Origin of the sequence: Shimia sp. SK013, from assembly GCF_001292625.1 — a bacterium.
Classification (GTDB): Bacteria; Pseudomonadota; Alphaproteobacteria; order Rhodobacterales; family Rhodobacteraceae; genus Shimia.
Genome location: NZ_LAJH01000028.1, coordinates 130,267 through 152,001, shown reverse-complemented (window position 1 = coordinate 152,001; position 21,735 = coordinate 130,267). Strand labels below are relative to the sequence as shown.

The window sequence follows — 21,735 nt, the reverse complement described above, 5'->3', positions numbered from 1 at the left end:
AGGATACCATGAAGTATCTGAGCTTTGCCGCGGGACTGTTTGCTGCCACCACTGCTGTGGCCGAGACACCCGTTCTCACAGTCTACACTTACGACAGCTTTGTTTCCGACTGGGGCCCCGGCCCTGCGGTCAAAACTGCTTTTGAAGAAACCTGTAACTGCGAGCTGAACCTCGTTGGCGCAGGCGATGGCGCCGCCCTTCTGGCGCGCGTGAAACTCGAAGGCGCACGGTCGGACGCCGACGTTGTGCTGGGTCTGGACACCAACCTGACCGCCGCCGCCGCAGACAGCGGTCTGTTTGCAGAACACGGTCAAACCGTGACTGTAGATGTGCCAAATCCGTTTGGCGCGCCCGGCACCTGGACGGACGCAAACTTCCTGCCGTTTGACTGGGGCTACTTCGCCTTTGTTTACGACAACACCAAACTGGACACCGCGCCCACGTCATTTGACGAACTGGCCGCATCCGATCTGAAAATCGTCATCCAGGATCCACGCAGCTCCACCCCCGGTCTGGGCCTGCTGCTTTGGGTCAAGGAACAATACGGCGACGACGCCCCCAAGATGTGGGAAGCGCTGTCAGACAACATCGTGACCGTGACCAAGGGCTGGTCCGAAGCATACGGCCTCTTCCTTGAAGGCGAAGCCGACATGGTACTCAGCTACACCACGTCGCCCGCCTATCACATCGTCGCCGAAGAAGACGTCAGCAAATCCGCTGCCGCTTTTGACAGCCACTACATGCAAATCGAAGTTGCTGGCAAATTGGCCGCTACAGACCAAAACGAACTGGCTGACCAGTTTCTGTCCTTCATGGTCAGCGATGCGTTCCAAACGATCATCCCGACCACAAACTGGATGTATCCAGCGGTCACGCCTGCGGCTGGTGTTCCAGACGCCTTCGCGGCACCGGTTGGCCCCGAACAGGCCCGCCTGATTGCACCGGCTGACGTGCCTGCAATCCGTGACGAGGCGCTGGCGGAATGGTCCGCAGCTCTGTCGCAATAAATCGCGCCCTTCCGGGCAAAATCGCGGCGGCGCTGGTCGCCGCGATTGTTCTCGGCACGCTTGTCGCCGTCGCCTTGCGCGCCGAAGCTGGTCGTGGCCTTGGTCCCGCCGAATGGTCCGCAATCCGCTTCACCGTCTTTCAGGCCGTGCTTTCTGCCGCCTTTTCCGTTCTTCTCGCCATCCCAGTTGCCCGCGCCCTTGCCCGCCGCCGCTTCTACGGCCGCCGCTTGCTGATTTCCCTGTTGGGCGCACCTTTCATCCTTCCGGTGATCGTAGCCGTGATGGGCCTGCTCGCCGTTTTTGGTCGCAGCGGCATTCTCAACGAAACCCTACGCGCCCTCGGCCTGCCCGAAGTTTCCATCTACGGCCTGCACGGCGTTGTGTTGGCCCATGTGTTCTTCAACCTGCCACTGGCCACCCGCCTAATCCTGCAAGGCTGGCAGGACATCCCGTCAGAACGGTTCCGCCTCGCCGCACAACTCGGCTTTGCCCCGCGCGACATTTTCCGCACGCTTGAGGCCCCCATGCTCACCCGCACCCTGCCAGGCGCTGCCGCAATCATCTTCGCCATCTGTCTCAGCAGCTTCGCAGTGGCGCTCACACTCGGCGGCGGCCCGCGTGCGACAACAGTCGAACTCGCCATCTACCAAGCCTTTCGGTTTGATTTTGACCTCGGCCGCGCGGCCCTGCTGTCTTGCGTCCAAATCGCGCTAGTGGGTGCGGCCGCGCTCGTCGCCCTCAAACTTTCAAACCGCGACGGACTTGGTGCCGGCCTCGACCGCCCGGTGCAACGCTGGGACGCTCAAAGCCCGCTCCTGCGCGCGCTTGACGCCACCACGATCACCTTCGCTGCGCTCTTTCTGATCTTGCCCATCGCGCTGGTTACCCTGCGCGGCGCCCCCGCTATCACCGCGCTCCCAACTTCGGTCTGGTCCGCCGCTCTTGCCTCACTTGTGATCGCGTTGGCCTCAACGCTCCTGATGCTCGCCCTCGCGCTGCCGATCGCCATCGCCGCAGGCACGGACCGCGCCCGACTCGAAGCCATCGGCCTCTTGGGCATCGCCGCCAGCCCACTGGTGATCGGCACTGGTCTCTTCATCGTGATCAACCCGATCGCCAATCCCTTTGCGCTCGCTTTGCCCGTTACGGCCACCGTGAACGCGATCATGGCGCTGCCATTCGCGCTGCGGATAATGGTACCCGCTGTGCGTGACACTCACGCCAACTATGATCGCCTCAGCACGTCTCTGAACCTCACAGGTCTGTCTTGGCTGCGCCTGGTGTTGATCCCTCGTCTGCGCCCAAATCTTGGTTTCGCGTGCGGTTTGACGGCCGCTATGTCGATGGGTGATCTCGGCGTCATCGCGCTCTTTGCTGACCCGCAAACCGCCACGCTACCATTGCAAATGTACCGGCTGATGGGTGCCTACCGGATGGAACTCGCGTCCGGCGCCGCAGTTCTTCTGCTCGCGCTGTCTTTCGGCATCTTCTGGATTTTCGACAAAGGAGGCCGCGCCCATGCTGACGCTTGACGCCCTCACACTGACTCAAGACGACTTCAAATTAACCGCCGACTTCACTGTCGCCACCGGCAGCCGCACCGCCATAATTGGCCCTTCTGGCGCCGGAAAATCTACGCTGCTCGCCGCCATCTCCGGCTTTCTCACACCCAAGCATGGCCACATCCGCTGGCAAGACACAGATCTCACCCAATCGCCACCCGGCAAACGCCCTGTCGCGATGTTGTTTCAGGACAACAATCTGTTCCCACACCTGACCGTGGCCCAGAACGTCGGTCTCGGACTGCGTCCCAACCTGCGCCTGACCCAAGACGAACAAGCCAAAGTTGCCGCAGCCCTCACCCGCGTCGGCCTCGCCGATATGTCGGACCGCAAACCCGCTCAACTCTCCGGCGGCCAACAAAGCCGCGTTGCGCTTGCCCGCGTGCTGGTGCAATCCCGCCCGCTGATCTTGCTGGATGAACCTTTCGCCGCTCTGGGTCCGGCGCTCAAAACAGACATGCTCGATCTCGTCGCAGCCCTGCTTGACGAAACCAACGCCACGCTCCTGATGGTCAGCCACGACCCGACCGACGCGCGCAGGATCGCACCCCAAACCATCCTCGTGGCCGACGGAAAGGCGCACCCGCCTCAAGACACGCAAACCCTGCTCGACACTCCGCCAGACGCGCTCAAGGCCTACCTCGGCTAAGCTTTCCTCTTGCCTGAAATATCCTGGGGATGTGACAGCGTGCTGTCGCAGGGGCAAAGCCCCAAAACAAAAGGGGGCCCAAAGGCCCCCCCAAAAAAACCAGCGCGCGTCGCAGGCGCGCTCGATGTTTTTACGCTTACTTACGCACCAACGCCTCATAAGCTTCGGCAATCTCACGCGTGATATCGCCCACCTCAAAGGTATAGTCGCCAATTTGCCCAACCGGTGTCACTTCTGCCGCGGTGCCAGTCAACCAGCATTGCTCAAAATCGGTCATCTCTTCGGGCATGATATGACGCTCATGCACAGTGATGCCGCGATCCTTGAGCATACCAATCACGGTCTGACGCGTGATGCCATTTAGGAAACTATCCGGCAACGGCGTATGCACTTCACCGTCTTTCACGAAGAAGATATTCGCACCTGTCGCCTCGGCCACATAACCGCGATAATCCATGAACAAAGCATCCGAACAGCCTTTGGCCTCGGCCTTATGCTTGGAGATCGTGCAGATCATATAGAGACCCGCCGCCTTGGCATGCACCGGAATGGTCTCGGGGCTCGGGCGTTTCCACTCGGCAATGTCCAGCTTCGCGCCCTGCATTTTGGCGTCGCCATAATAAGCACCCCATTCCCAAACCGCGATCGCAACTCTGACAGGGTTCTTCGCCGACGCGACACCCATATCGTCCCCCGACCCGCGCCAAACAACAACCCGCACATAGGCGTCTTTCAGGCCGGATTTCTCAAGCGTCGCCACTTTGGCCGCTTCCAGCTCTTCAATGGTGATGGGCATCGGCATGTCCAGCGACTCAGCGCTCTTGAACAGACGCACATTGTGCTCATGGCTTTTGAAAATCTTGCCATTATAAGCCCGCTCGCCCTCAAAGACCGAACTTGCATAGTGCAGCGCGTGGCTCAGCACATGCACCTTGGCCTCACGCCAATCTACAAACTCGCCATCCATCCAGATGACACCATCACGATCATCATATGCACCAGCCATGGTCGTTCCTTTCACCAAGCCATATTTTCATTTGTTGCGCTACTTACGGCCACTTCGGTCATAAAGTTGCGCAAAACCTGCGATTCGCTACCAGTTTGCCCTTGGAGTGTCAACAAAGCTGACATATTGTGACACTCAAAGAGGCATAATGTGAATTCCGGAGGCCACATGGGCGAAGGCATCAGGAGCGACAGCCTGCTCTATCTGACAGATGAGCAACTGCGTCAGGGCATCGAGGCGATGTATTTCGCCTATCGCGGCTTCACCGCCGATCCTGACAGAATTCTTGAATCGATGGCTTATGGCCGCGCCCATCACCGCGCGATCCACTTCATCAACCGCGCGCCGGGCACCACCGTGACCAACCTGCTGGCGATCCTTGGCGTGACCAAACAGTCCCTGAACCGGGTGTTGCGCACCCTGATCGAAGACGGGCTTGTCGAAAGCCGCGTCGGCAAATCCGACCGCCGCGAACGCAACCTTTATCTGACCGAAGACGGGACATCACTGGAACACCGGTTGTCCGACGCCCAACGTGCCCGCATGCGGTCCGCTTTTCGTGACGCAGGCCCCGATGCCGTCTCGGGCTTTCGGCAGGTTCTTGAATCGATGATGGACGGTGAACTGCGCCGCCAATACAAATCACTGCGCGACAGTGGCCAATAAGGGAACACCCACATGAACGAGGTCGATCCCCACCTGCTGATTGTTGACGACGACGAACGCATCCGCAGCCTTCTGCGCAAATTTCTCATGCGCAACGGTTTTCTCGTAACAGCTGCCCGCGACGCCGCCCACGCGCGACGCATCCTGACAGGGCTCGACTTCGACCTGATCGTTCTCGACGTCATGATGCCGGGCGAAGATGGTACCTCGCTGACGCGCTTTATTCGCGAATCCTCGAACACACCTGTCATGCTGCTGACCGCCAAAGGCGAAACCGAGGACCGTATTCTGGGGCTAGAGGCTGGCGCGGATGACTACCTCGCCAAACCGTTTGAACCCAAAGAACTTCTGTTGCGCATCAACGCCATCCTGCGGCGCATGCCGGAACCCGAGGGCGATCAATCCGTGCCCAAGGTGCTGCACCTCGGCTCGATCCGATATGACATCGACCGTGGTGAGATGTGGCAGGGCGACGAGCCGCTGCGCCTGACCGCCACCGAAAGCCAACTGATGCGAATTTTCTCCAAAACCCCGGGCGAGGCTGTTACCCGCACGCAATTGGTTGAGGAACTTGGTCGCGACAAGGGCCAAGCCCAAGAACGCGCAGTGGATGTGCAAATCACCCGTCTGCGCCGCAAGATCGAAGAAGACCCAAAACAGCCACGCTACCTGCAAACCGTGCGTGGCGCGGGCTATATGCTGGCGCCGGACTAACCTGCCTTAAGCCACCCGAAAGTCCCGCGCGGTTTTGCCATAGACCGACACCGTCGCCAGCCTGCTGTCACAGCCCAACAAACCGGGAAACAGTGCCTCAATCTCGGCGCTGGTGTCGGGTGCCATGGCTTGCAACGCCATTGGGCCGGGAAACAGACTCTCGCTGGGATAGCCGTTTGAGAACACGATCTGATGGTCTTCAAACATCATATGCACATAGGTCACGCCACGTTTGCCACGCGCCACGCGCGACCCGGGCATGAACCTGTTCAAATGGGTCGCCCGCACCAGCGTATCGTCCGTCCCCGGCAGGATCAGCCCGTGCTGCGGTGACACCAACAGCGACCGCTCACTGCCCAGTGTTTGCGCACTGACAAAAACCGGCATCAATTTGGGATTGGCCAACAGCTCCGCGTGGCTCAAAGTTGTCGATCCGATCCATACAATCGGCTGCGGCCCGTTGTCCGCCGTGCACACCACATCACCCGCCCGCAGATCTTCGACCGCCCGCTCGCCCTCAGGCGTCAGAATGCCGGTTCCCGTGGTGAAACAGACCACACCTGTGTTGTCCGTCGTCAGCTGCGCGTCGCCAAAGAATGTCAAACTGCCGTCGCCGAACTGGCTGTTGTCGGAATAATCAACGGCTCTGCCGTGGGTATCAACCACGTTGGATTGGTTCAGGATGCCGTCATCATCAAGGTCGGCGTTCATCTCACTCAGATTGTCATAATGGCCCGACAGATCGACAAAATCATTGTTTGTCGTATCCCCGTCCCCAAGCGCACCGGAATTGCCGGCGTTGAAATCCTTTATTGTGTCGTGACCCTCGGACACAACAAACACGTCGTCGCCGTCGCCCCCGAAAAGGAAGTCGTCGCCATCGCCCCCACTCAGGCTGTCATTGCCAGCTTCGCCTTGGATGGTGTCATCACCGGCGCCGCCAATTACGGTGTCATTGCCCTCACCAGCCGAGATAAAATCGTCGCCGGCCTCTTCTCCGTCTTCAAACGTAAAATCAACCCTGTTGGCCGCCAGATCGACACTGTTACTGTCCATCTCAACCGAGATCAGTTCAATCGACTGGATAGGCTGGCTTACCATAACCTCCGCATCCGCGTTGAAACTCATCTCCGGCGCCAGGAAAATATCGCCGCTCTCGGTTTGGAAAACCACCGCCGTGATCATCTCGGTGGTGCCGTCTTCGAACGTCAACTCGGCGTTGAACACGGCCACCGCATCCAGAGTTTGCGGCGTACCATCGATGTTCACCGTTTCCGGATTGCCTTGGTTATCACTGTCGGCAACGCCGTCGTTGTCGGCATCATCGACCTGCACGCGCACCTGATTGGACCCAAGTGGATCACCGGCGCCGCCATAAGTGCCCAGCGCCACACTGGCACCGTCCACCAGCAGATCCATATCATCAGCCGACCCCATGTGAAGCGCGGACCATTCTGTCTGAATGGTGCCGGTGCCCACTGTTTCCGAGGCGCTGTCCCCAAGGATCAAATCGTCCCCTTCACCAGCATCGACACTGTCGTGTCCGGCTCCGGCATCGATTGTATCGTTGCCACTGCCACCGGAAATCACATCATCCCCACGACCACCCAAAAGACTGTCATCGCCATCGTTGCCGGATATGACGTCGTTGCCCGTGCCGCCTTCGATGGTGTCGCCGCCGCCTGCACCTTCAATGGTGTCATCGCCCAGTCCCGCGACAACCGAGTCGGCGCTGCCAGTGATCAAATCACCTTCGCTGTCAAAAGAGCCAAGCTGGATAACGTCGTCGCCAGCTGTCCCGTCGAACTCGCCGTCGGGCTCCATGAAATCCACGTCCATCCGATCCGCCGCCAAATCCGCCGCATCAGTGGCAACACTGTTCAACGTGATCGATTCGATCGCCCCGCCTTGCATCGCAGAATGATCCGCGTTGGCCGACATTTCGGGCACCAAATAAGTCTCGCCGGTGGTCGATTGGACAACCACCGCTGAAATGTCCGCCGTCGTCCCATCCGCATAGGTGATCGTCGCATTGTAAGCGACCAACGCATCATAGGTCTGCGGCGCGCCACCATCGATCGTGAACTGGTCATTGGCCTGCGTGTTGTCCGTCAAATACCTGGGAGCGCTTGAATTATGCTGCGAGAACGTCTGCACCTGATCATAAAGCGGTGTGTCGGCGCCCCCCATGGTTTGCCCGACCAGAACCGAGGCGTTCTCGGCCGTTGAATTTCCCTCTGTCGGGTCAAGGGTCGGCAGAACGCCAAGCGAAATAACGTCAAATGTTGTGGGCATGATAGTGCTACTCTCGTTGAATAGCTGACGGCTATCGTAGCGGGGTAAATCTACACCTAAGATATTGGATAAAATACGCTTTAAGCTTGACTCAAAATGCCCAAGACCCCGCGAATCTACACCAACCAACCCGCATTTTTCTCGCCAAACGCCAGGTTGCCATGCCAGACTGGCACCACAAATTCTCAACGCTCGGAGTCCAAATGCCAACGGCCCTTTTTACGCACCAAAGTTCGCTTCATCACCAAACTCCGACCGGCCATCCCGAGAAAATTGCCCGCATTGAACACATCAATGCCGCCTTGAATGGTCCTCACTTCGCCTCCCTTGATCGTCGTGACGCGCCTGATTGCGATGATGGCGACATCCTGCTCTGCCACCCGCAAAGCCACCTCGACGCCATCACGGCGGCTGAACCTGCGACCGGCACAGTCGCGCTTGACGGCGACACCCATATGTCGCCCGGATCTCTCAAGGCTGCCCGCCACGCTGTCGGTGGTTGCGTCGCCGCCGTTGACGCCGTGATCGCGGGCGACGCGCAAAACGCTTTCGTCGCTTGCCGCCCACCCGGACATCACGCCGAGCAATCAACCCCCATGGGTTTTTGCCTGTTTGGTAACGCCGCAATCGCCGCAAAACACGCATTGGACCGTCATGGCCTCTCCCGTGTCGCTGTGGTCGATTTTGACGTGCACCACGGCAATGGCACGCAGGCGCTTTTGTGGGACGAGCCGCGCACGCTGTTCATCACATCACACCAGAACCCGCTTTGGCCCGGCACCGGACTGCCCGGTGAAACCGGCGCTACCAACAACGTACAGAACTGGCCGCTACCCCCGCATTCTGACGGCCGTCTGATGCGCGCCACCTATCAGGCCGAAATCTTTCCGGCCCTGAACCGCTTCAAACCCGAACTGCTGATCATTTCCGCAGGCTTTGACGCCCACGCCGACGATCCGCTGGCGCAACTCAACTGGTCCACGGATGACTTCACATGGCTCACGCGCGAACTCTGCGCGATTGCGGATGCGCATTGCGAAGGGCGGGTGGTCTCGACTTTGGAAGGCGGATATGATCTGAACGCCTTGGCGGCGTCTACCGCCGCCCACGTCAGCGTTTTGATGGAGACAACCGCATGAGTGACACACCAATCAGCGAGATGAGCTTTGAGGCCGCAATGCGCGAGCTGGAACAAGTTGTCGGCCAGTTGGAAAGCGGCAACGTCGAACTCGAAAAATCCATCGCGCTCTATGAACGCGGTGCCGAATTGAAAAAACGCTGCGAAGACAAACTCAAAGAAGCCGAGGAAAAAGTCGCCGCTATCACGCTTGACGGCGACGGCAACCCCAAAGGGCTGACCCCCGTCGAAGGCATGTAATTTCCGCATCCCAACCGCGCGAAATATTCCCGCCGGATTGGGCGCTTCTGGCCCGAAGTCCGGGCATCAGGACCAAGACGCACATGTTCCAAACCCGACTTTCAGAAACCACCGCCTTGATCGAAACGCACCTGCAAATGGTGATGGCACCGCTTGGCGACCTGCCCGTTGTCGCGGCCATGCGCTATGCCAGCGCGGGCGGCAAACGCCTGCGCGCCTTTCTGGTGCTTGAAAGCGCGCGATTGCATGGCATCGCGCCCGAAAACGCCATCTGGCCCGCCGGTGCAATCGAGATGATTCACGCCTATTCGCTTGTGCATGACGATCTGCCCTGCATGGACGACGACGATCTGCGGCGCGGCCTGCCAACGGTGCATGTGAAATGGGACGAAACCACCGCCGTTCTGGCAGGTGACGCGCTGCAAACCCTCGGGTTTGAAAGCGTTTCACGCCCCGAATGCCACCCCGACCCAATGGTGCGCGCTGATCTGACCGTGACCCTCGCGCGCGCGGCGGGTGCGCAGGGCATGGTCTTGGGTCAAGCCCTCGACATCGCCGCCGAAACCGCCCCCCTGCCGTTGACGCTAGACGAAATCACCCACCTTCAGGCGGGTAAAACCGGTGCGTTGATCGCCTGGTCCGCCACCACTGGCGCGATGATGGCCCGCGCCGATACCGCGCCGCTGATGCGTTATGCCACCGATCTCGGCCTCGCGTTCCAGATCGCCGATGACATCCTCGACGTCGAAGGCGACGTCGCCACCGTTGGCAAGGCCGTTGGCAAAGACGCCGACGCCGGCAAAGCCACTTTTGTTTCTCTGCTGGGATTGGACGGCGCAAAATCCCGCGCCCGCGACCTTGTAGAAGATGCCTGCGAGGCTCTATCTTCTTATGGTACGAAGGCTGATACCTTGCGGGATGCCGCCCGTTTCGTTATCTCGCGAGACAGCTAGCAAAAGGCACGCGCAATGTCCGCCAGACCTCATACTCCTCTGCTCGACCAAGTGGCTTCTCCGGAAGACCTGAAACAATTTTCCGATGCTGAGCTGACCCAGATTGCGCATGAATTGCGATCCGAGACTATTTCAACGGTTTCCGAAACAGGCGGACACCTTGGCGCAGGACTTGGCGTGGTCGAACTGACCGTGGCATTGCACGCGATCTTTGACACGCCACGCGACAAGATCGTCTGGGACGTCGGCCATCAGTGTTACCCGCACAAAATTCTCACCGGACGCCGCGACCGCATCCGCACCCTGCGCCAAGAAGACGGCCTGTCTGGTTTCACCAAACGCTCAGAATCGGTCTACGACCCCTTTGGCGCGGCGCACAGCTCTACCTCGATTTCTGCCGCGCTTGGCTTTGCCACGGCCCGTGATCTTGGTGGTCAATGTGACGGCGGCCTCGGCGACGCGATTGCCGTGATCGGCGACGGATCGATCACCGCAGGCATGGCCTATGAGGCGATGAACAACGCAGGTCATCTGAAAAAGCGCCTGTTTGTGGTGCTAAACGACAACGACATGTCGATTGCCCCGCCCGTGGGCGCGATGTCGGAATACCTGAGCCGCCTCTATGCCGGCGAGCCCTTTCAGGAACTCAAAGCTGCCGCAAAAGGTGCTGTGTCCCTGCTGCCCGAACCCTTCCGCGAAGGCGCCAAGCGTGCCAAGGAAATGATCAAGGGCATGGCCGTTGGCGGCACCCTGTTCGAAGAGCTCGGCTTTTCCTACATCGGCCCGATTGATGGCCATGACATGGACCAGTTGCTGCCAATCCTGCGCACCCTGCGCCAACGCGCCACGGGACCGGTGATGCTTCACATCATCACAAAAAAGGGCAAAGGCTACGGCCCCGCCGAAGGTGCGCCCGACAAGGGCCACGCCACCGCAAAATTTGATGTCATCACCGGCAAACAACACAAAGCGCCCTCTAACGCGCCGTCTTACACGTCGGTCTTTGGCAAGACGCTTGTAGATCTCGCCGCCGAGGACAGCCGCATCTGTGCCGTGACCGCCGCCATGCCCGACGGCACGGGCCTGAATCTCTTTGCCGAACGCTACCCAAGCCGCTGCTTTGACGTCGCGATTGCCGAACAACACGGCGTGACGTTCTCCGCCGCGCTTGCCGCGGGCGGTATGCGACCCTTTTGCGCGATCTACTCGACCTTCCTGCAACGCGGCTACGATCAGGTGGTGCACGATGTAGCGATTCAACGCCTGCCAGTGCGTTTCGCTATCGACCGCGCCGGACTGGTTGGGGCCGACGGAGCCACCCATGCCGGCAGCTTTGACATCGCCTTTATGGCCAACCTGCCCGGCATGGTCGTGATGGCCGCTGCCGATGAAGCAGAACTGAAACACATGGTCGCGACAGCCGCCGCTTATGACGATGGCCCCATCGCGTTCCGCTATCCCCGCGGCGAAGGCGTAGGGGTGGAGCTTCCGGAAAAAGGTGAGGTTTTGGAGATCGGCAAAGGCCGGATCATCGCCGAAGGAAAACGCGTGGCGCTGTTGTCTTTTGGCACGCGCCTCGAAGAGGTGCGCAAAGCCGCCGAGGCGCTAACGGCCAAGGGAATCACGCCGACCATTGCCGACGCCCGTTTTGCCAAACCGCTGGACGCGGCGATGATCCTTGAACTTGCAGCCAACTACGAGGCGCTGATCACCATTGAAGAAGGCGCCATTGGCGGATTTGGCAGTCACGTCGCCCAGCTTTTGGCCGAAAACGCCGTGTTTGACGCGGGTCTGAAATACCGCTCCATGGTGTTGCCTGACACGTTCATCGATCAGGCCTCGCCAAAGACGATGTATGACGTTGCTGCCATGAACGCCGAGCAGATCGAAACCAAGGTGCTCGACACATTGGGCATCTCTCAAATCGGCGAGCGCACGGCCTGAGGCCGCACCCATTTTGGGCGCAACGAGGTTGATAGCGTGCCCGACAGGGAACTCCTTCGGATCATCTACGGAAGCCCTCCCGCCCGTTTGACACCCTCAGCTGCGCTGAACGCGACAAAGTGTTGGGCGTGGCTCAGCTGCGCTGAGCCTTTAGGTATTTAGGGAACAAAAAAGCTATGTGGTCTCGTCCACCAACATCGCCTGCAACGCATTGCGATAGTTCGGATATTTCAGAACAACGCCAAGCTCTTGCTTTATCCGATCATTCCTGACGCGTTTGCTGTCGGAATAGAAACTGCGTGCCATCGGGCTCATCTCCGCGTCCTCAAACGCCACTTCGGGTGGCGGCTCCATACCCAAAAGCTCCGCAGCATAGGTCAGGATATCTTGCGGTGGCGCCGGACTGTCGTCGCAAACGTTGTAAATCCGCCCCGAATTGGGTTGCATCATCGACGCCTCAAGCACCTTAGCGATGTCGTCCACATGTGCGCGTGAAAATACCTGATTTTTCTTGATGATCCTCCGCGCCGTACCGCGCCGCAATTTCGCAAACGGCCCCCGACCTGGCCCGTAAATGCCAGCCAAACGGAAAATATGCAGCGGCAAGCCTTCGACAGCCTGCCATTCCGCCTCTGCTTTCACCCGCATTTGTCCACGAATGCCACCGGGATCAAGCGGTGTATCTTCGTCGACCCAACCGCCGTCCATATCGCCATAAACACCCGTCGTTGACAGATATCCGACCCATTTCAGCCCCTTGGCATTCGCCAATGCCGTGCGACCGGCGCGCAGGACCGGATCGCCGTTATCACCCGGTCGGATCGAGCTCAGAACGTGGCTTACGCCATCCAATGCCTCTTCAAAATCAATGGGCCAAAGCAGCGGCGTCACCCCATCTGCCCTTGCCGCGTCAAATTGGGTGTCATCACGCAACGTGCCGATGACCGTCCATCCCTGCGGCACCAAGCGTCGCGCCAGCGCGCGTGCTGTGTATCCATGTCCAAGTGAAAGCAGTGTCTGTGTCATGGCCGCACCTTGCCGCCCCGCGCCCGAAGCTGCAAGACCACAGCCTTGCTTTCTGTCCGTTACCGGCTTTCACTGCGTCTATGCGCCCAGAAAACGATCCCTCGCTCGACGCGGCCTATGCCCTGAGTACGCCCGAAGACTCCCGTCGGCTTTATGCGGATTGGGCAAGCACCTACGACAGCGATTTTGCCACGTCCTCGGATTACATCCTGCACACCCAAGTTGCCCGCCATTTTGCCGCCGCCGGTGGCGCTGGACCTGTCCTTGATGTTGGCGCTGGCACCGGCCTATGCGCCAAGGCATTGACCACGCTTTTGGACACTGAGATCGACGGCACTGATATCTCGCCCGAAATGCTCGCCGTTGCCCGTGAAAAACGCCTCTACCGGTATCTTTTTACCGGTGACCTGACCCGCACATTGCCCGTGGCAGACAACGCATATCACGGCATCATCAGCTCCGGCACATTCACCAACGGCCACGTCGGACCCGACGCCATCGATGAACTTTTGCGCATCACAGCGCCGGGCGGGTTGATTGCTTTGTCCATCAACTGCCAGCACTTTGAACGCACAGGGTTTGCGAAAAAACTAGAGTCTATTACGGCCAATACCACCGAAATTCGTCTGCCACAGGTACGCATATACGGCGACGCCGCCACCGGCGATCACAGCGATGACACTGCCTTTGTCACTCTTATCCGCGTCGCCTGATTACTTGCCTGTCCACACCGGGTCGCGCTTCTCGGCAAAGGCCCGCGCGCCTTCCAGCTGATCTTCGCTGTCATAAAGCACGTCAACCGAACGCAACTGGCGTTTGGTGATCCGGTTCATTGCATCCTGAAACTTGGAGTCTTCCGCATCTCGCACGATCTCCTTGATCGCCGCATAAACCAGCGGCGGTCCCGACGCCAACACCTCAGCCTGCTCCCAAGCCCGCGCCATCAATGTGTCGGCCGCAACGATCTCGTTCACCAGCCCCCACCGATGCGCCTCTTCGGCATCAAACCATCGACCGGTCAGCAACAATTCCATCGCGATATGATACGGAATGCGCTTGGGCAACTTGACGCTCGCAGCATCCGCGACCGTACCGGATCGGATCTCCGGAAGCGCGAAGCTTGCATGATCCGCCGCAATAATGATGTCCGCCGACAACGCCAATTCCAGCCCACCACCGCAGGCGATCCCGTTTACAGCCGCAATCACTGGCTTGTTCATGTCGCGCAGTTCCTGCAGGCCGCCAAACCCGCCAACACCATAATCCCCGTCCACGGCATCACCATCCGCCGCCGCCTTCAGATCCCAGCCGGGGCAAAAGAATTTGTCGCCACCGCCCGTCAATATTGCGACCCGCAGCTCTGGATCGTCGCGAAAGTCGCGGAACACCTCGCCCATCACGCGGCTAGTCACCAGGTCAATCGCGTTCGCCTTTGGCCTGTCCAGCGTGACTTCCAAAATGGCGCCCATGCGCCGGGTTTTTACTGGGCTCTCGTTCATTTCGTCACTCCTCAAGCGCGAACGGATCATTATCCGCGTCTCTGTTTGCCTCATATTCCGCCCAAAACGCCGCTCCCTGCGCCGCCTCTTCGCCAAGCAAATCCGCAATCACCTGCAGGCTCACATCCGTGCCCGCCGACACGCCGGAACTTGTATAAAATTTCCCGTCTTTGACCCACCGCGCGCTGCGACGCCAATCCACCGCGTCGGTTTGGCTAACCTCACGCACCCAATCAAAGGCCAGTTTGTTGGTCGTCGCCGCGTGTCCGTTCAACAGCCCCGCCCGCGCCAGCAACGCCGATCCGGTGCAGACACTGGTCACAACCTCTGCCCCGGCACTGGCGGCGCGCAACCACTCAAGCATGGCGGCGTTCTCAATCTCCGCCCGCACACCTTTGCCGCCCGGAACCAGCAACACGTCATAGCGGTCGCCATCGGCAAACGTCGCATCCGGTACCACCGCAGGTCCGCCCGAAGACGTGACCGGTTTGGCAGCCTCGCCAACCGCGATAATCTTGAACTGATCCCGATGCATGGCAAACATCTCAAGCGGCCCGAAATAGTCGAGCATCTCAAATCCTTCAAAAATCACCGCGCCGATTGTCCGCATCACACTGCCTTTCTGACCAAAGCATCCGCCGCCACGGCACGCGTCGGCGTGCAGATCAACGGGTTGATCTCAGCCTCTTCAATGCAGTCAACATTGGCAAGTACATAGGCTTGCAGCGCCTCAATCGCATCAAGAACAGCGTCCATATCGGCCGCCGCAGCCCCACGATAGCCACTCAGCAATTTCGCCACTTTTAGCCTGTTTAGAGACTGAATTACCTGCTCGCGGCCGGCCGGGATCAACAACGACGTGCTGTCTGCCAACACTTCCGTCAAAACGCCACCTGCCGCCAATGTCAGCACAAACCCATGCGCGGGATCGCGCGTCACGCCAATCAGCAACTCCGCCACGCCGCCATCGATCATTTCTTCAACAAGAAAATCCTGTGTCGGCATTTCAACCGCCGCCGCATCCAGCTCTTGATGGGACAACCCCAATTTCACAGCACCCGCTTCGGTCTTGTGCGCAATGCCGCGCCCCTTCAAGACTAGCGGTGCCCGAAGGTGAGACGCGGCCTCACTTAGGCAATTTTCCCCTGAAACAGAGACTGTTTTCGGGACATCAAGCCCACAAACCGCCAGCGCGGTTTTGGCAGCACCTTCGTCCAAAACCTTCGAGTCACGCGCCGCACCCGGCAATGCTATTGGCTGTGCATCTGGTACATGCAATCGGGTAGTGGCCGCGGCTGCCTCGACAGCTTCCCGCAGCCCATACATCGGCACAACGCCTCCCGCTGCCAGCTCCCGCGCTGTGTCTGCGGGCATCAGCTCTGGCAAACTCGCGACAACCGCCATCGGCCGGCCGGTCGCGGCCCGCGCCTTGATCGCGGCAGCAGTTGCACAATCCCAGTCGTGTCGGTTTTCTGGCGGATAATCGACGACCGAGACCGTCATCCCGATATGATCCGCCATCATGGCTCCCCAAGCCCGCGCCATCGCATCTTCGTCGCGCCAGATATAGGTGTGGTAATCCAGCGGATTGGCCAAAGCCACCATCGGTCCCAAAACTTCTCCCAGGGTCTGGCGTTGTTCATCACTCAAAGCTGGAAAGCTCAGGCCTGTGCCCAACGCAGTATCCGCCATCAGGCTCGCTTCACCGCCCGAACAACTGATCGACGACAGCGTCGGCGTTTTTAGCGGCCCAACCATGTGCAAAAGCTTCAGGGTTTCCAGAAATACTGTCAGATCCCGCACCCGGGCAAATCCCAAGCGCGATATCAGTGCCTCAGCACCTGCGTCACTTCCTGCCAACGAAGCAGTGTGGCTCACGGTCGCGGCCTGCGCCTCATCGCTTGCGCCCACTTTCAGGGCAACAATTGGCACCCCTTTGGCATACGCCTTCGCGGCCAAGGCCTCCCAAGTCCGCAGATCGGAAAATCCCTCGATATGCAGACCGATCGCCGTGACCCGTGGATCGTCCAGAAACGCGCTGGCAATCTCCGCCTGACTCAACTGCGCCATGTTCCCGCACGTCGCGACATATGCAATCGGCACGCCACGCATTTGGTTTGTCAGATTGATCGCGATGTTCGAACTCTGGGTAAGGATCGCTACACCGCGTTCAACTCGTTTGCAGCCATGCTGGTCAGGCCACAAGACAGCGCCATCCAGCGCATTGATCAGGCCATAGCAGTTCGGCCCCAGAATCGGCATCTCCCCAGCCGCCGCCACCAGCGCGGCCTGCAGATCATTTCCGCTGGCATCCTCCGCTGCCGCTTCCGAAAAACCTGAGGCAAAACACACCGCACCTCCTGCCCCCGCCGCAGATAGCGCCGCAACAGCTTCAACAGTGGCGCGCCGGTTGATACCAACAAAAGCTGCATCTGGCGCCCGCGGCAAATCTTCGATCCTCGCAAAAGCGGCATAGCCCCCGACCTCGGCTGCCTTTGGGTGTACCGGCCAGATATCGCCGGAAAAACCGAGTTTCTCCAACTGACGCACAACTTCACCACACCAAGCACCACCCCCGACCACAGCGACAGATGTCGGTTGGATCAATCTCGAGAGGTCACGTTTTATCATAGCGGAACCCCAAAAGATTCTATGCCTTCGGCGAGGATATTTTGGGCAAGAGGAAGCAAGGTTTTGTTAACCATCTTCGGCCACCCTTGAGACGCGGAACAGGCTGGGAAGCCGATGACCGCGCAAGGGGAAGGCATCTTGTCTTTCATTGGAGGGGCCGCCATGCGCAGTCCCTCCTCTTGCTTTAAATATCCCGGGGGTTTGGGGGCTGGCCCCCATTCGGCAACCATCACGCGCCCAATGGCCGCAACAGATCACGGCTGATGATGTGACGTTGAATCTCGCTGGTCCCGTCCCAGATCCGCTCAACCCGCGCATCCCGCCAGAAACGTTCCAACGGATAGTCATCCATCAACCCCATACCGCCATGGATCTGGATGGCGGCATCTGTCACCCGCGCCAACATCTCACTGGCATAAAGCTTGGCCGACGCGATCTCGCGATTACACGGCAAACCTCGGTCCAGCCGTGCCGCCGCCGACATCGTCAGCAAATCCGCCGCGTCGATCTCGGTGATCATGTCGGCAATCTGAAAGCCCACGCCTTGGAATTTGCCGATTGGCTGACCGAATTGTTCACGCTGCGCGGCATAATCCAACGCGTAATCAAACGCGCGCCGCGCACGGCCCACACAAAACGCCGCCACAGTCAGGCGCGTTGCATAAAGCCACTCGTTCATCACGGCAAACCCGCCATCGACCTCGCCCAACACCTGCGCATCCGGCAAACGGCAATCATCAAACTCCAGCACCATGTTTTTGTACCCTCGGTGGCTGACAGACTTGTAGCCATCGCGCACCGTGAAACCGGGCGTGTCGCGGTCCACAAGGAACGTCGTGATCCGCTTTTTGGGCCCTTTTGGTGTGTCGTCCTCACCAGTGGCCACAAACACGATGAAAAAATCCGCATGCTCTGCGCCAGAAATGAAATGCTTGTTGCCGTTCACCACCCAATCGCCACCGTCGCGCACCGCACTGCATTTCATGCCGCGCACGTCCGACCCTGCCCCGGGTTCGGTCATCGCCAGCGCATCCATGCGCTCGCCGCGCACTGCGGGCAGAAGATATTTCTCACGCTGCTCTGCGTCACACGCCATCAAAATATTCTGTGGACGGCCAAAGAAATGCGTCAACGCCATCGATCCACGCCCCAACTCGCGCTCCACCAGCGTGAAGTCGAGATGGTTCAGACCAGCGCCCCCCACTTCCTCAGGGAAATTACAGGCGTAAAACCCCAGATCGAGGGTCTTTTGCTTGATTTTTTCGCCCAATTCATGCGGCACGACACCGGTACGCTCAACCTCATCCTCAAAGGGGTAAATCTCGTTCTCCACAAAGCTGCGGACGGTGGAGACGATCATCTCCTGCTCTTCGGTCAGGTCAAACTGCATGGCGCGCTCCCAAATTCTGTTGCGCATAGCTCAACTGACTTGACCTACACTACCATGCAGGATTACCCCCAAAGCATGCAGTTTTGGGAAAAAACCTCCGCCGCACCGCAGCACATTGGCGTTCTTCTGTTCGAAGGTTTCTCCAATCATTGCCTTGCCAACACGGTGGAACCCATGCGGGCGGCCAACATGATCTCGGGCAAGCCGCTTTATGATTGGACTTTCCTGTCACTGGACGCCCTTCCCGTAACCAGCTCCTCGGGCCTTTCTGTTGCTCCGCACGACAAACTTGGTGCAGCGCGCGGTGATATGTTGGTGGTCATGCCCTCCTACGGCTTTCGCGACCATGGCGGCTGGAAAACCCAAGCCGCGCTGCGCTCTGCCGCCACCCGCTTTCCGACGCTTTGCGCGATGGACACCGGCAGCTGGCTGCTGGCCGAGGCGGGCCTTCTGGACAAACACAAAGCCACCATCCACTGGGAAGAGCTCACCAATTTCGAAGAACGCTTTCCCGATATCGAAGCACTGCGCGAACGCTTCGTCATCGACGACAGGCGCCTGACCTGTTCGGGTGCGATGGCGGCTTTTGATCTGGTTCTGCATCTGATCGGGCAGCAACGCGGCCAGGCCCTCGCGCTTGAGGTTGCGCAGCTTTTCATGACCCGCGACAGCGCCCGCAGCCACACCGGCGGCGCGACACCGGCTGGTCGCATTGTGAACCGCGCGCTCGCAGTCATGCAGGAGCACCTCGAACACCCGTTGCCGATCCCGCAAATTGCCCGCCGCGCCGGTGTCACACAAAAAACCCTCGAAGCGCGGATGAAAGCCGAACTCGGCGCGGCACCAACAACGGTTTATCGCCGCCAACGCCTGACGCTTGCCCGTAAATTGGTGATGGACACAGACCTGACTGTCGCGGAAATCGCGGTGCGCGCGGGGTACAAAAACCCGGCCGCCATGACCCGCGCGTTCAAGGCAGGGTTTGATGAGACGCCCACATCACTCAGGCACCAACGCTAGCGCGTGTACATCTGTTTCTTATGGGCGCGCGTGCGCGTTGTTCCCTCGGCCGATCCGTCATGAAACGTGCCAAACCAGCGATCAAACGGAATTTCCGAGGTGCCGTAGTTGCACTCAAAATATCGGTGATGCAGCTGATGGAAGAAATCGCCGGACTTGGCGACCTCGGCGTCTTTGGCAACCAGCTTTTCAAACCCACAATGGCTGAACACCGGGCTGATTTGTTGAAAACTGGCGTGAAACACCAGATGCAGCGGGTTTGACGGCACGATCAGATGCACAAAATAGGTGGTGAAATAGAGCATGTTTTCAAACCAGTGGTTTGAAATGCCTGACCACGGTCCGACGTTCACGTTGCGATGATGCACGGCATGCACATGTTTATAAAGTCGCGGATGATGTTCCAGCCGGTGCACCCAATAAAAATGCAGGCTCGACCACATCGGGATCAGCGCCAGCCAGATCACAAAGAAAACCGGACGCTCTGCGAATGTGATCACCGGCACTTTGCCAGTCGCCATAGCCCAATAAATCAGACACTGATACACCGTCGCCACCGTCATGGCGCTGCCAAGTGTCCACCAGATGTTGTCCAAAACCTGATTGTTAAAGGTGAAACTGCCGTTCTTGCGGGTCAGATCGCGCTTGTCGAATTTCTTGCGCATGCCCTGACCCTTGCGCATATAAAGCCACCAATGCAGCCCACCCGCCACCAGCGTCTGCGGGATCACATTCATCAACCAAACAGTGCCCACCCATCGCCAGTGAAACGTCTGCATCTGCTCCAGCGGCGGCAGGACAAAGGCCCAGATCAAGAGCGCTATCCCAAATGGCACCGTCAAAGCTGTGATCATCAACCACGCGTCGCGATACCACCTCAACACTGCCGTAGGTTTGGGTGGCCACGCAAAAAGCGGGTTTAAAGTGATTGGGTGCGGCGGGCGGTAATGCCACCGCTCAGCCTCGGCATCGTCAGCAAAATCATGTGGCATCGCGCGACCCTCCCAAATGGCGCATTTCACAGTGTGTCAGGTGGCGTAGGTCGACCTTTCGTCGTCCAAAATGGCCTTCAATTCCGCCAAATGCCGTTCATCCTGCTCGGGATACTCTTCCAGCTCCCGTGCGGTTTTCTCGGCGATGTCGTCAGGCAGCACGCGCAATGGCTGACCGGTTTGCAGCGCACGGATATATGTCTCCGCCGCGCGCTCAAAATAATAAAGCCGGTTGAACGTATCCGCGACCGAATTGCCGATCACCAACACGCCATGATTGCCCATGATCATCACCTTCTTCTTTGGATCGGTCAGCAGCGTGGCACAGCGCTCGCCTTCGTCCTCAAACGCCAGACCGCCATACCCGTCATCAATCACATAGCGGTTGAAAAACGTGGCACAGTTTTGATCGATCGGCGGCAAGCTGCTGTCGGCCAGGCTGGCCAAAACGGTGGCAAAAATCGAATGCACATGCATCACACAACGCGCGTGCGGGCAATGCCGGTGAATGCCGCCATGCAATCCCCAAGCGGTGGGATCAGGCGCGTCGGGACCATTCAGCGTTTCCGGATCATTGGCGTCCACCAACAGCAATTCACTCGCCTTGATGCGCGAAAAATGCACCTGATTTCGGTTCATCAGAAACTGGGTGCCTTCTTCGTTGACCGCGAGGCTAAAGTGGTTGGCTACGCCTTCGTGCCAATTCAGCCGTTCAGCCCAGCGAAACGCCGCCGCCATATCCACGCGTTCCTGCCAATGCTCCATATTGGGCCGCAATTCCGTGACGCTCATGTCTCGCTCCTTGTTCCTCGTTTTCAGACCATCACCCGCAAGGATGTGGGTCTATCTTCTTTGCGACGTCGTATTTGGACCGCCGCGCGGGGCGCTCCCGCCCTCTTCGATCTTCTGGTGAAGATCTGCTGAGGTTGGGCCCGGCTCAGCTTTGCTGAGCCTTTAGGTATTTGGGGAACAAAAAGCCGATTTTTGTCGCAATACCTTGCAC

The 21,735-nt window shown here is 59.0% G+C and carries 20 protein-coding genes; 11 read left to right on the top strand and 9 right to left on the bottom strand.

Features of this window, described 5'->3' with window-relative positions; genetic code table 11:
- Positions 1-8 precede the first annotated feature (8 nt).
- From thiB to thiQ, 3 genes are read left to right on the top strand one after another with little or no spacing between them, the layout of a single operon-like run.
- Positions 9-1,007, top strand: a complete 999-nt coding sequence (thiB, locus tag SHIM_RS19140; protein WP_054004294.1) for a thiamine ABC transporter substrate binding subunit — start codon at positions 9-11, stop codon at positions 1,005-1,007.
- A complete protein-coding gene (locus SHIM_RS19135; protein WP_054004293.1) occupies positions 983-2,539 on the top strand; it encodes a thiamine/thiamine pyrophosphate ABC transporter permease ThiP in 1,557 nt (518 codons plus the stop codon). Before thiB ends, SHIM_RS19135 begins: the two co-directional genes overlap by 25 nt.
- Positions 2,526-3,218, top strand: a complete 693-nt coding sequence (gene thiQ, locus SHIM_RS19130; protein ID WP_054004292.1) for a thiamine ABC transporter ATP-binding protein — start codon at positions 2,526-2,528, stop codon at positions 3,216-3,218. Before SHIM_RS19135 ends, thiQ begins: the two co-directional genes overlap by 14 nt.
- 136 nt (positions 3,219-3,354) lie before the next feature.
- Here thiQ and SHIM_RS19125 read toward each other — a convergent pair whose 3' ends face one another.
- On the bottom strand, positions 3,355-4,224 hold the full coding sequence (locus SHIM_RS19125) for a branched-chain amino acid aminotransferase (protein ID WP_054004291.1): 870 nt from the start codon (positions 4,222-4,224) through the stop codon (positions 3,355-3,357).
- A gap of 168 nt (positions 4,225-4,392) precedes the next feature.
- Here SHIM_RS19125 and SHIM_RS19120 point away from each other — a divergent pair, with 168 nt between their 5' ends.
- Positions 4,393-4,890 carry a MarR family winged helix-turn-helix transcriptional regulator gene (locus SHIM_RS19120; RefSeq protein WP_054004290.1) on the top strand — a complete coding sequence of 166 codons (498 nt, stop codon included), beginning with the start codon at positions 4,393-4,395 and terminating at the stop codon, positions 4,888-4,890.
- 12 nt (positions 4,891-4,902) lie between these two features.
- The gene (locus tag SHIM_RS19115; RefSeq protein WP_054004289.1) at positions 4,903-5,604 is read left to right on the top strand and encodes a response regulator; all 702 of its coding nucleotides are present in this window, start codon (positions 4,903-4,905) and stop codon (positions 5,602-5,604) included.
- A 6-nt stretch (positions 5,605-5,610) separates the two neighbouring features.
- On the opposite strand, the gene SHIM_RS19110 is transcribed toward SHIM_RS19115, so the two are convergent.
- Positions 5,611-7,899 (bottom strand): Hint domain-containing protein, encoded by a 2,289-nt coding sequence (locus SHIM_RS19110; RefSeq protein ID WP_054004288.1) that lies wholly within the window; start codon positions 7,897-7,899, stop codon positions 5,611-5,613.
- A 203-nt stretch (positions 7,900-8,102) separates the two neighbouring features.
- Between SHIM_RS19110 and SHIM_RS19105 the strand changes: the two genes are divergently transcribed.
- From SHIM_RS19105 to dxs, 4 genes are all read left to right on the top strand, one after another.
- The gene (locus tag SHIM_RS19105) at positions 8,103-9,038 is read left to right on the top strand and encodes a histone deacetylase family protein (protein ID WP_054004440.1); all 936 of its coding nucleotides are present in this window, start codon (positions 8,103-8,105) and stop codon (positions 9,036-9,038) included.
- Positions 9,035-9,277: an exodeoxyribonuclease VII small subunit gene (locus SHIM_RS19100; protein WP_054004287.1), complete on the top strand. Its 243-nt coding sequence runs from the start codon at positions 9,035-9,037 to the stop codon at positions 9,275-9,277. Before SHIM_RS19105 ends, SHIM_RS19100 begins: the two co-directional genes overlap by 4 nt.
- An 83-nt stretch (positions 9,278-9,360) precedes the next feature.
- Positions 9,361-10,230, top strand: a complete 870-nt coding sequence (locus tag SHIM_RS19095) for a polyprenyl synthetase family protein (RefSeq protein WP_054004286.1) — start codon at positions 9,361-9,363, stop codon at positions 10,228-10,230.
- A gap of 15 nt (positions 10,231-10,245) precedes the next feature.
- Positions 10,246-12,174, top strand: a complete 1,929-nt coding sequence (gene dxs, locus SHIM_RS19090; protein WP_054004285.1) for a 1-deoxy-D-xylulose-5-phosphate synthase — start codon at positions 10,246-10,248, stop codon at positions 12,172-12,174.
- A 174-nt stretch (positions 12,175-12,348) separates the two neighbouring features.
- On the opposite strand, the gene SHIM_RS19085 is transcribed toward dxs, so the two are convergent.
- Entirely contained in the window at positions 12,349-13,200 is an 852-nt protein-coding gene (locus SHIM_RS19085) for an SDR family oxidoreductase (protein WP_054004284.1), read from the bottom strand.
- Between the two features lie 80 nt (positions 13,201-13,280).
- On the opposite strand from SHIM_RS19085, the gene SHIM_RS19080 reads away from it, so the two are divergent.
- Positions 13,281-13,913 carry a class I SAM-dependent DNA methyltransferase gene (locus SHIM_RS19080; protein ID WP_054004283.1) on the top strand — a complete coding sequence of 211 codons (633 nt, stop codon included), beginning with the start codon at positions 13,281-13,283 and terminating at the stop codon, positions 13,911-13,913.
- Here SHIM_RS19080 and SHIM_RS19075 read toward each other — a convergent pair whose 3' ends face one another.
- The 4 genes from SHIM_RS19075 to SHIM_RS19055 form a co-directional block, all read right to left on the bottom strand.
- Positions 13,914-14,699, bottom strand: a complete 786-nt coding sequence (locus tag SHIM_RS19075; RefSeq protein ID WP_054004439.1) for a carnitinyl-CoA dehydratase — start codon at positions 14,697-14,699, stop codon at positions 13,914-13,916.
- A gap of 4 nt (positions 14,700-14,703) precedes the next feature.
- Positions 14,704-15,309 (bottom strand): DJ-1/PfpI family protein, encoded by a 606-nt coding sequence (locus SHIM_RS19070; RefSeq protein ID WP_054004282.1) that lies wholly within the window; start codon positions 15,307-15,309, stop codon positions 14,704-14,706.
- Positions 15,309-17,330, bottom strand: a complete 2,022-nt coding sequence (locus SHIM_RS19065; protein ID WP_054004281.1) for an acetate--CoA ligase family protein — start codon at positions 17,328-17,330, stop codon at positions 15,309-15,311. The genes SHIM_RS19070 and SHIM_RS19065 overlap by 1 nt, the downstream gene beginning before the upstream one ends.
- Positions 17,331-17,559: 229 nt before the next feature.
- The gene (locus SHIM_RS19055) at positions 17,560-18,720 is read right to left on the bottom strand and encodes an acyl-CoA dehydrogenase family protein (protein WP_054004279.1); all 1,161 of its coding nucleotides are present in this window, start codon (positions 18,718-18,720) and stop codon (positions 17,560-17,562) included.
- A 54-nt stretch (positions 18,721-18,774) separates the two neighbouring features.
- Here SHIM_RS19055 and SHIM_RS19050 point away from each other — a divergent pair, with 54 nt between their 5' ends.
- Positions 18,775-19,740, top strand: coding sequence for a GlxA family transcriptional regulator (locus tag SHIM_RS19050; protein WP_241488930.1), 966 nt, complete (start codon positions 18,775-18,777; stop codon positions 19,738-19,740).
- On the opposite strand, the gene SHIM_RS19045 is transcribed toward SHIM_RS19050, so the two are convergent.
- Together SHIM_RS19045 and SHIM_RS19040 are read right to left on the bottom strand one after the other, a co-directional pair.
- Positions 19,737-20,732, bottom strand: a complete 996-nt coding sequence (locus SHIM_RS19045; protein WP_054004277.1) for a sterol desaturase family protein — start codon at positions 20,730-20,732, stop codon at positions 19,737-19,739. The genes SHIM_RS19050 and SHIM_RS19045 overlap by 4 nt on opposite strands.
- Before the next feature lie 36 nt (positions 20,733-20,768).
- On the bottom strand, positions 20,769-21,524 hold the full coding sequence (locus tag SHIM_RS19040) for a class II aldolase and adducin N-terminal domain-containing protein (RefSeq protein WP_054004276.1): 756 nt from the start codon (positions 21,522-21,524) through the stop codon (positions 20,769-20,771).
- Positions 21,525-21,735 lie beyond the last annotated feature (211 nt).

Excerpts from the sequence above, each read along its gene's own strand:
- SHIM_RS19115 (WP_054004289.1), top strand. The coding sequence starts at position 4,903 with ATGAACGAGGTCGATCCCCACCTGCTGATTGTTGACGACGACGAACGC.
- thiQ (WP_054004292.1), top strand. The coding sequence starts at position 2,526 with ATGCTGACGCTTGACGCCCTCACACTGACTCAAGACGACTTCAAATTA.
- SHIM_RS19050 (WP_241488930.1), top strand. The coding sequence starts at position 18,775 with ATGCAGGATTACCCCCAAAGCATGCAGTTTTGGGAAAAAACCTCCGCC.
- SHIM_RS19075 (WP_054004439.1), bottom strand. The coding sequence starts at position 14,699 with ATGAACGAGAGCCCAGTAAAAACCCGGCGCATGGGCGCCATTTTGGAA.
- SHIM_RS19085 (WP_054004284.1), bottom strand. The coding sequence starts at position 13,200 with ATGACACAGACACTGCTTTCACTTGGACATGGATACACAGCACGCGCG.
- SHIM_RS19105 (WP_054004440.1), top strand. The coding sequence starts at position 8,103 with ATGCCAACGGCCCTTTTTACGCACCAAAGTTCGCTTCATCACCAAACT.
- SHIM_RS19110 (WP_054004288.1), bottom strand. The coding sequence starts at position 7,899 with ATGCCCACAACATTTGACGTTATTTCGCTTGGCGTTCTGCCGACCCTT.
- SHIM_RS19125 (WP_054004291.1), bottom strand. The coding sequence starts at position 4,224 with ATGGCTGGTGCATATGATGATCGTGATGGTGTCATCTGGATGGATGGC.
- dxs (WP_054004285.1), top strand. The coding sequence starts at position 10,246 with ATGTCCGCCAGACCTCATACTCCTCTGCTCGACCAAGTGGCTTCTCCG.
- SHIM_RS19095 (WP_054004286.1), top strand. The coding sequence starts at position 9,361 with ATGTTCCAAACCCGACTTTCAGAAACCACCGCCTTGATCGAAACGCAC.
- SHIM_RS19070 (WP_054004282.1), bottom strand. The coding sequence starts at position 15,309 with ATGCGGACAATCGGCGCGGTGATTTTTGAAGGATTTGAGATGCTCGAC.
- SHIM_RS19055 (WP_054004279.1), bottom strand. The coding sequence starts at position 18,720 with ATGCAGTTTGACCTGACCGAAGAGCAGGAGATGATCGTCTCCACCGTC.
- SHIM_RS19045 (WP_054004277.1), bottom strand. The coding sequence starts at position 20,732 with ATGCCACATGATTTTGCTGACGATGCCGAGGCTGAGCGGTGGCATTAC.
- SHIM_RS19135 (WP_054004293.1), top strand. The coding sequence starts at position 983 with ATGGTCCGCAGCTCTGTCGCAATAAATCGCGCCCTTCCGGGCAAAATC.
- SHIM_RS19065 (WP_054004281.1), bottom strand. The coding sequence starts at position 17,330 with ATGATAAAACGTGACCTCTCGAGATTGATCCAACCGACATCTGTCGCT.
- SHIM_RS19100 (WP_054004287.1), top strand. The coding sequence starts at position 9,035 with ATGAGTGACACACCAATCAGCGAGATGAGCTTTGAGGCCGCAATGCGC.
- thiB (WP_054004294.1), top strand. The coding sequence starts at position 9 with ATGAAGTATCTGAGCTTTGCCGCGGGACTGTTTGCTGCCACCACTGCT.
- SHIM_RS19080 (WP_054004283.1), top strand. The coding sequence starts at position 13,281 with ATGCGCCCAGAAAACGATCCCTCGCTCGACGCGGCCTATGCCCTGAGT.
- SHIM_RS19120 (WP_054004290.1), top strand. The coding sequence starts at position 4,393 with ATGGGCGAAGGCATCAGGAGCGACAGCCTGCTCTATCTGACAGATGAG.
- SHIM_RS19040 (WP_054004276.1), bottom strand. The coding sequence starts at position 21,524 with ATGAGCGTCACGGAATTGCGGCCCAATATGGAGCATTGGCAGGAACGC.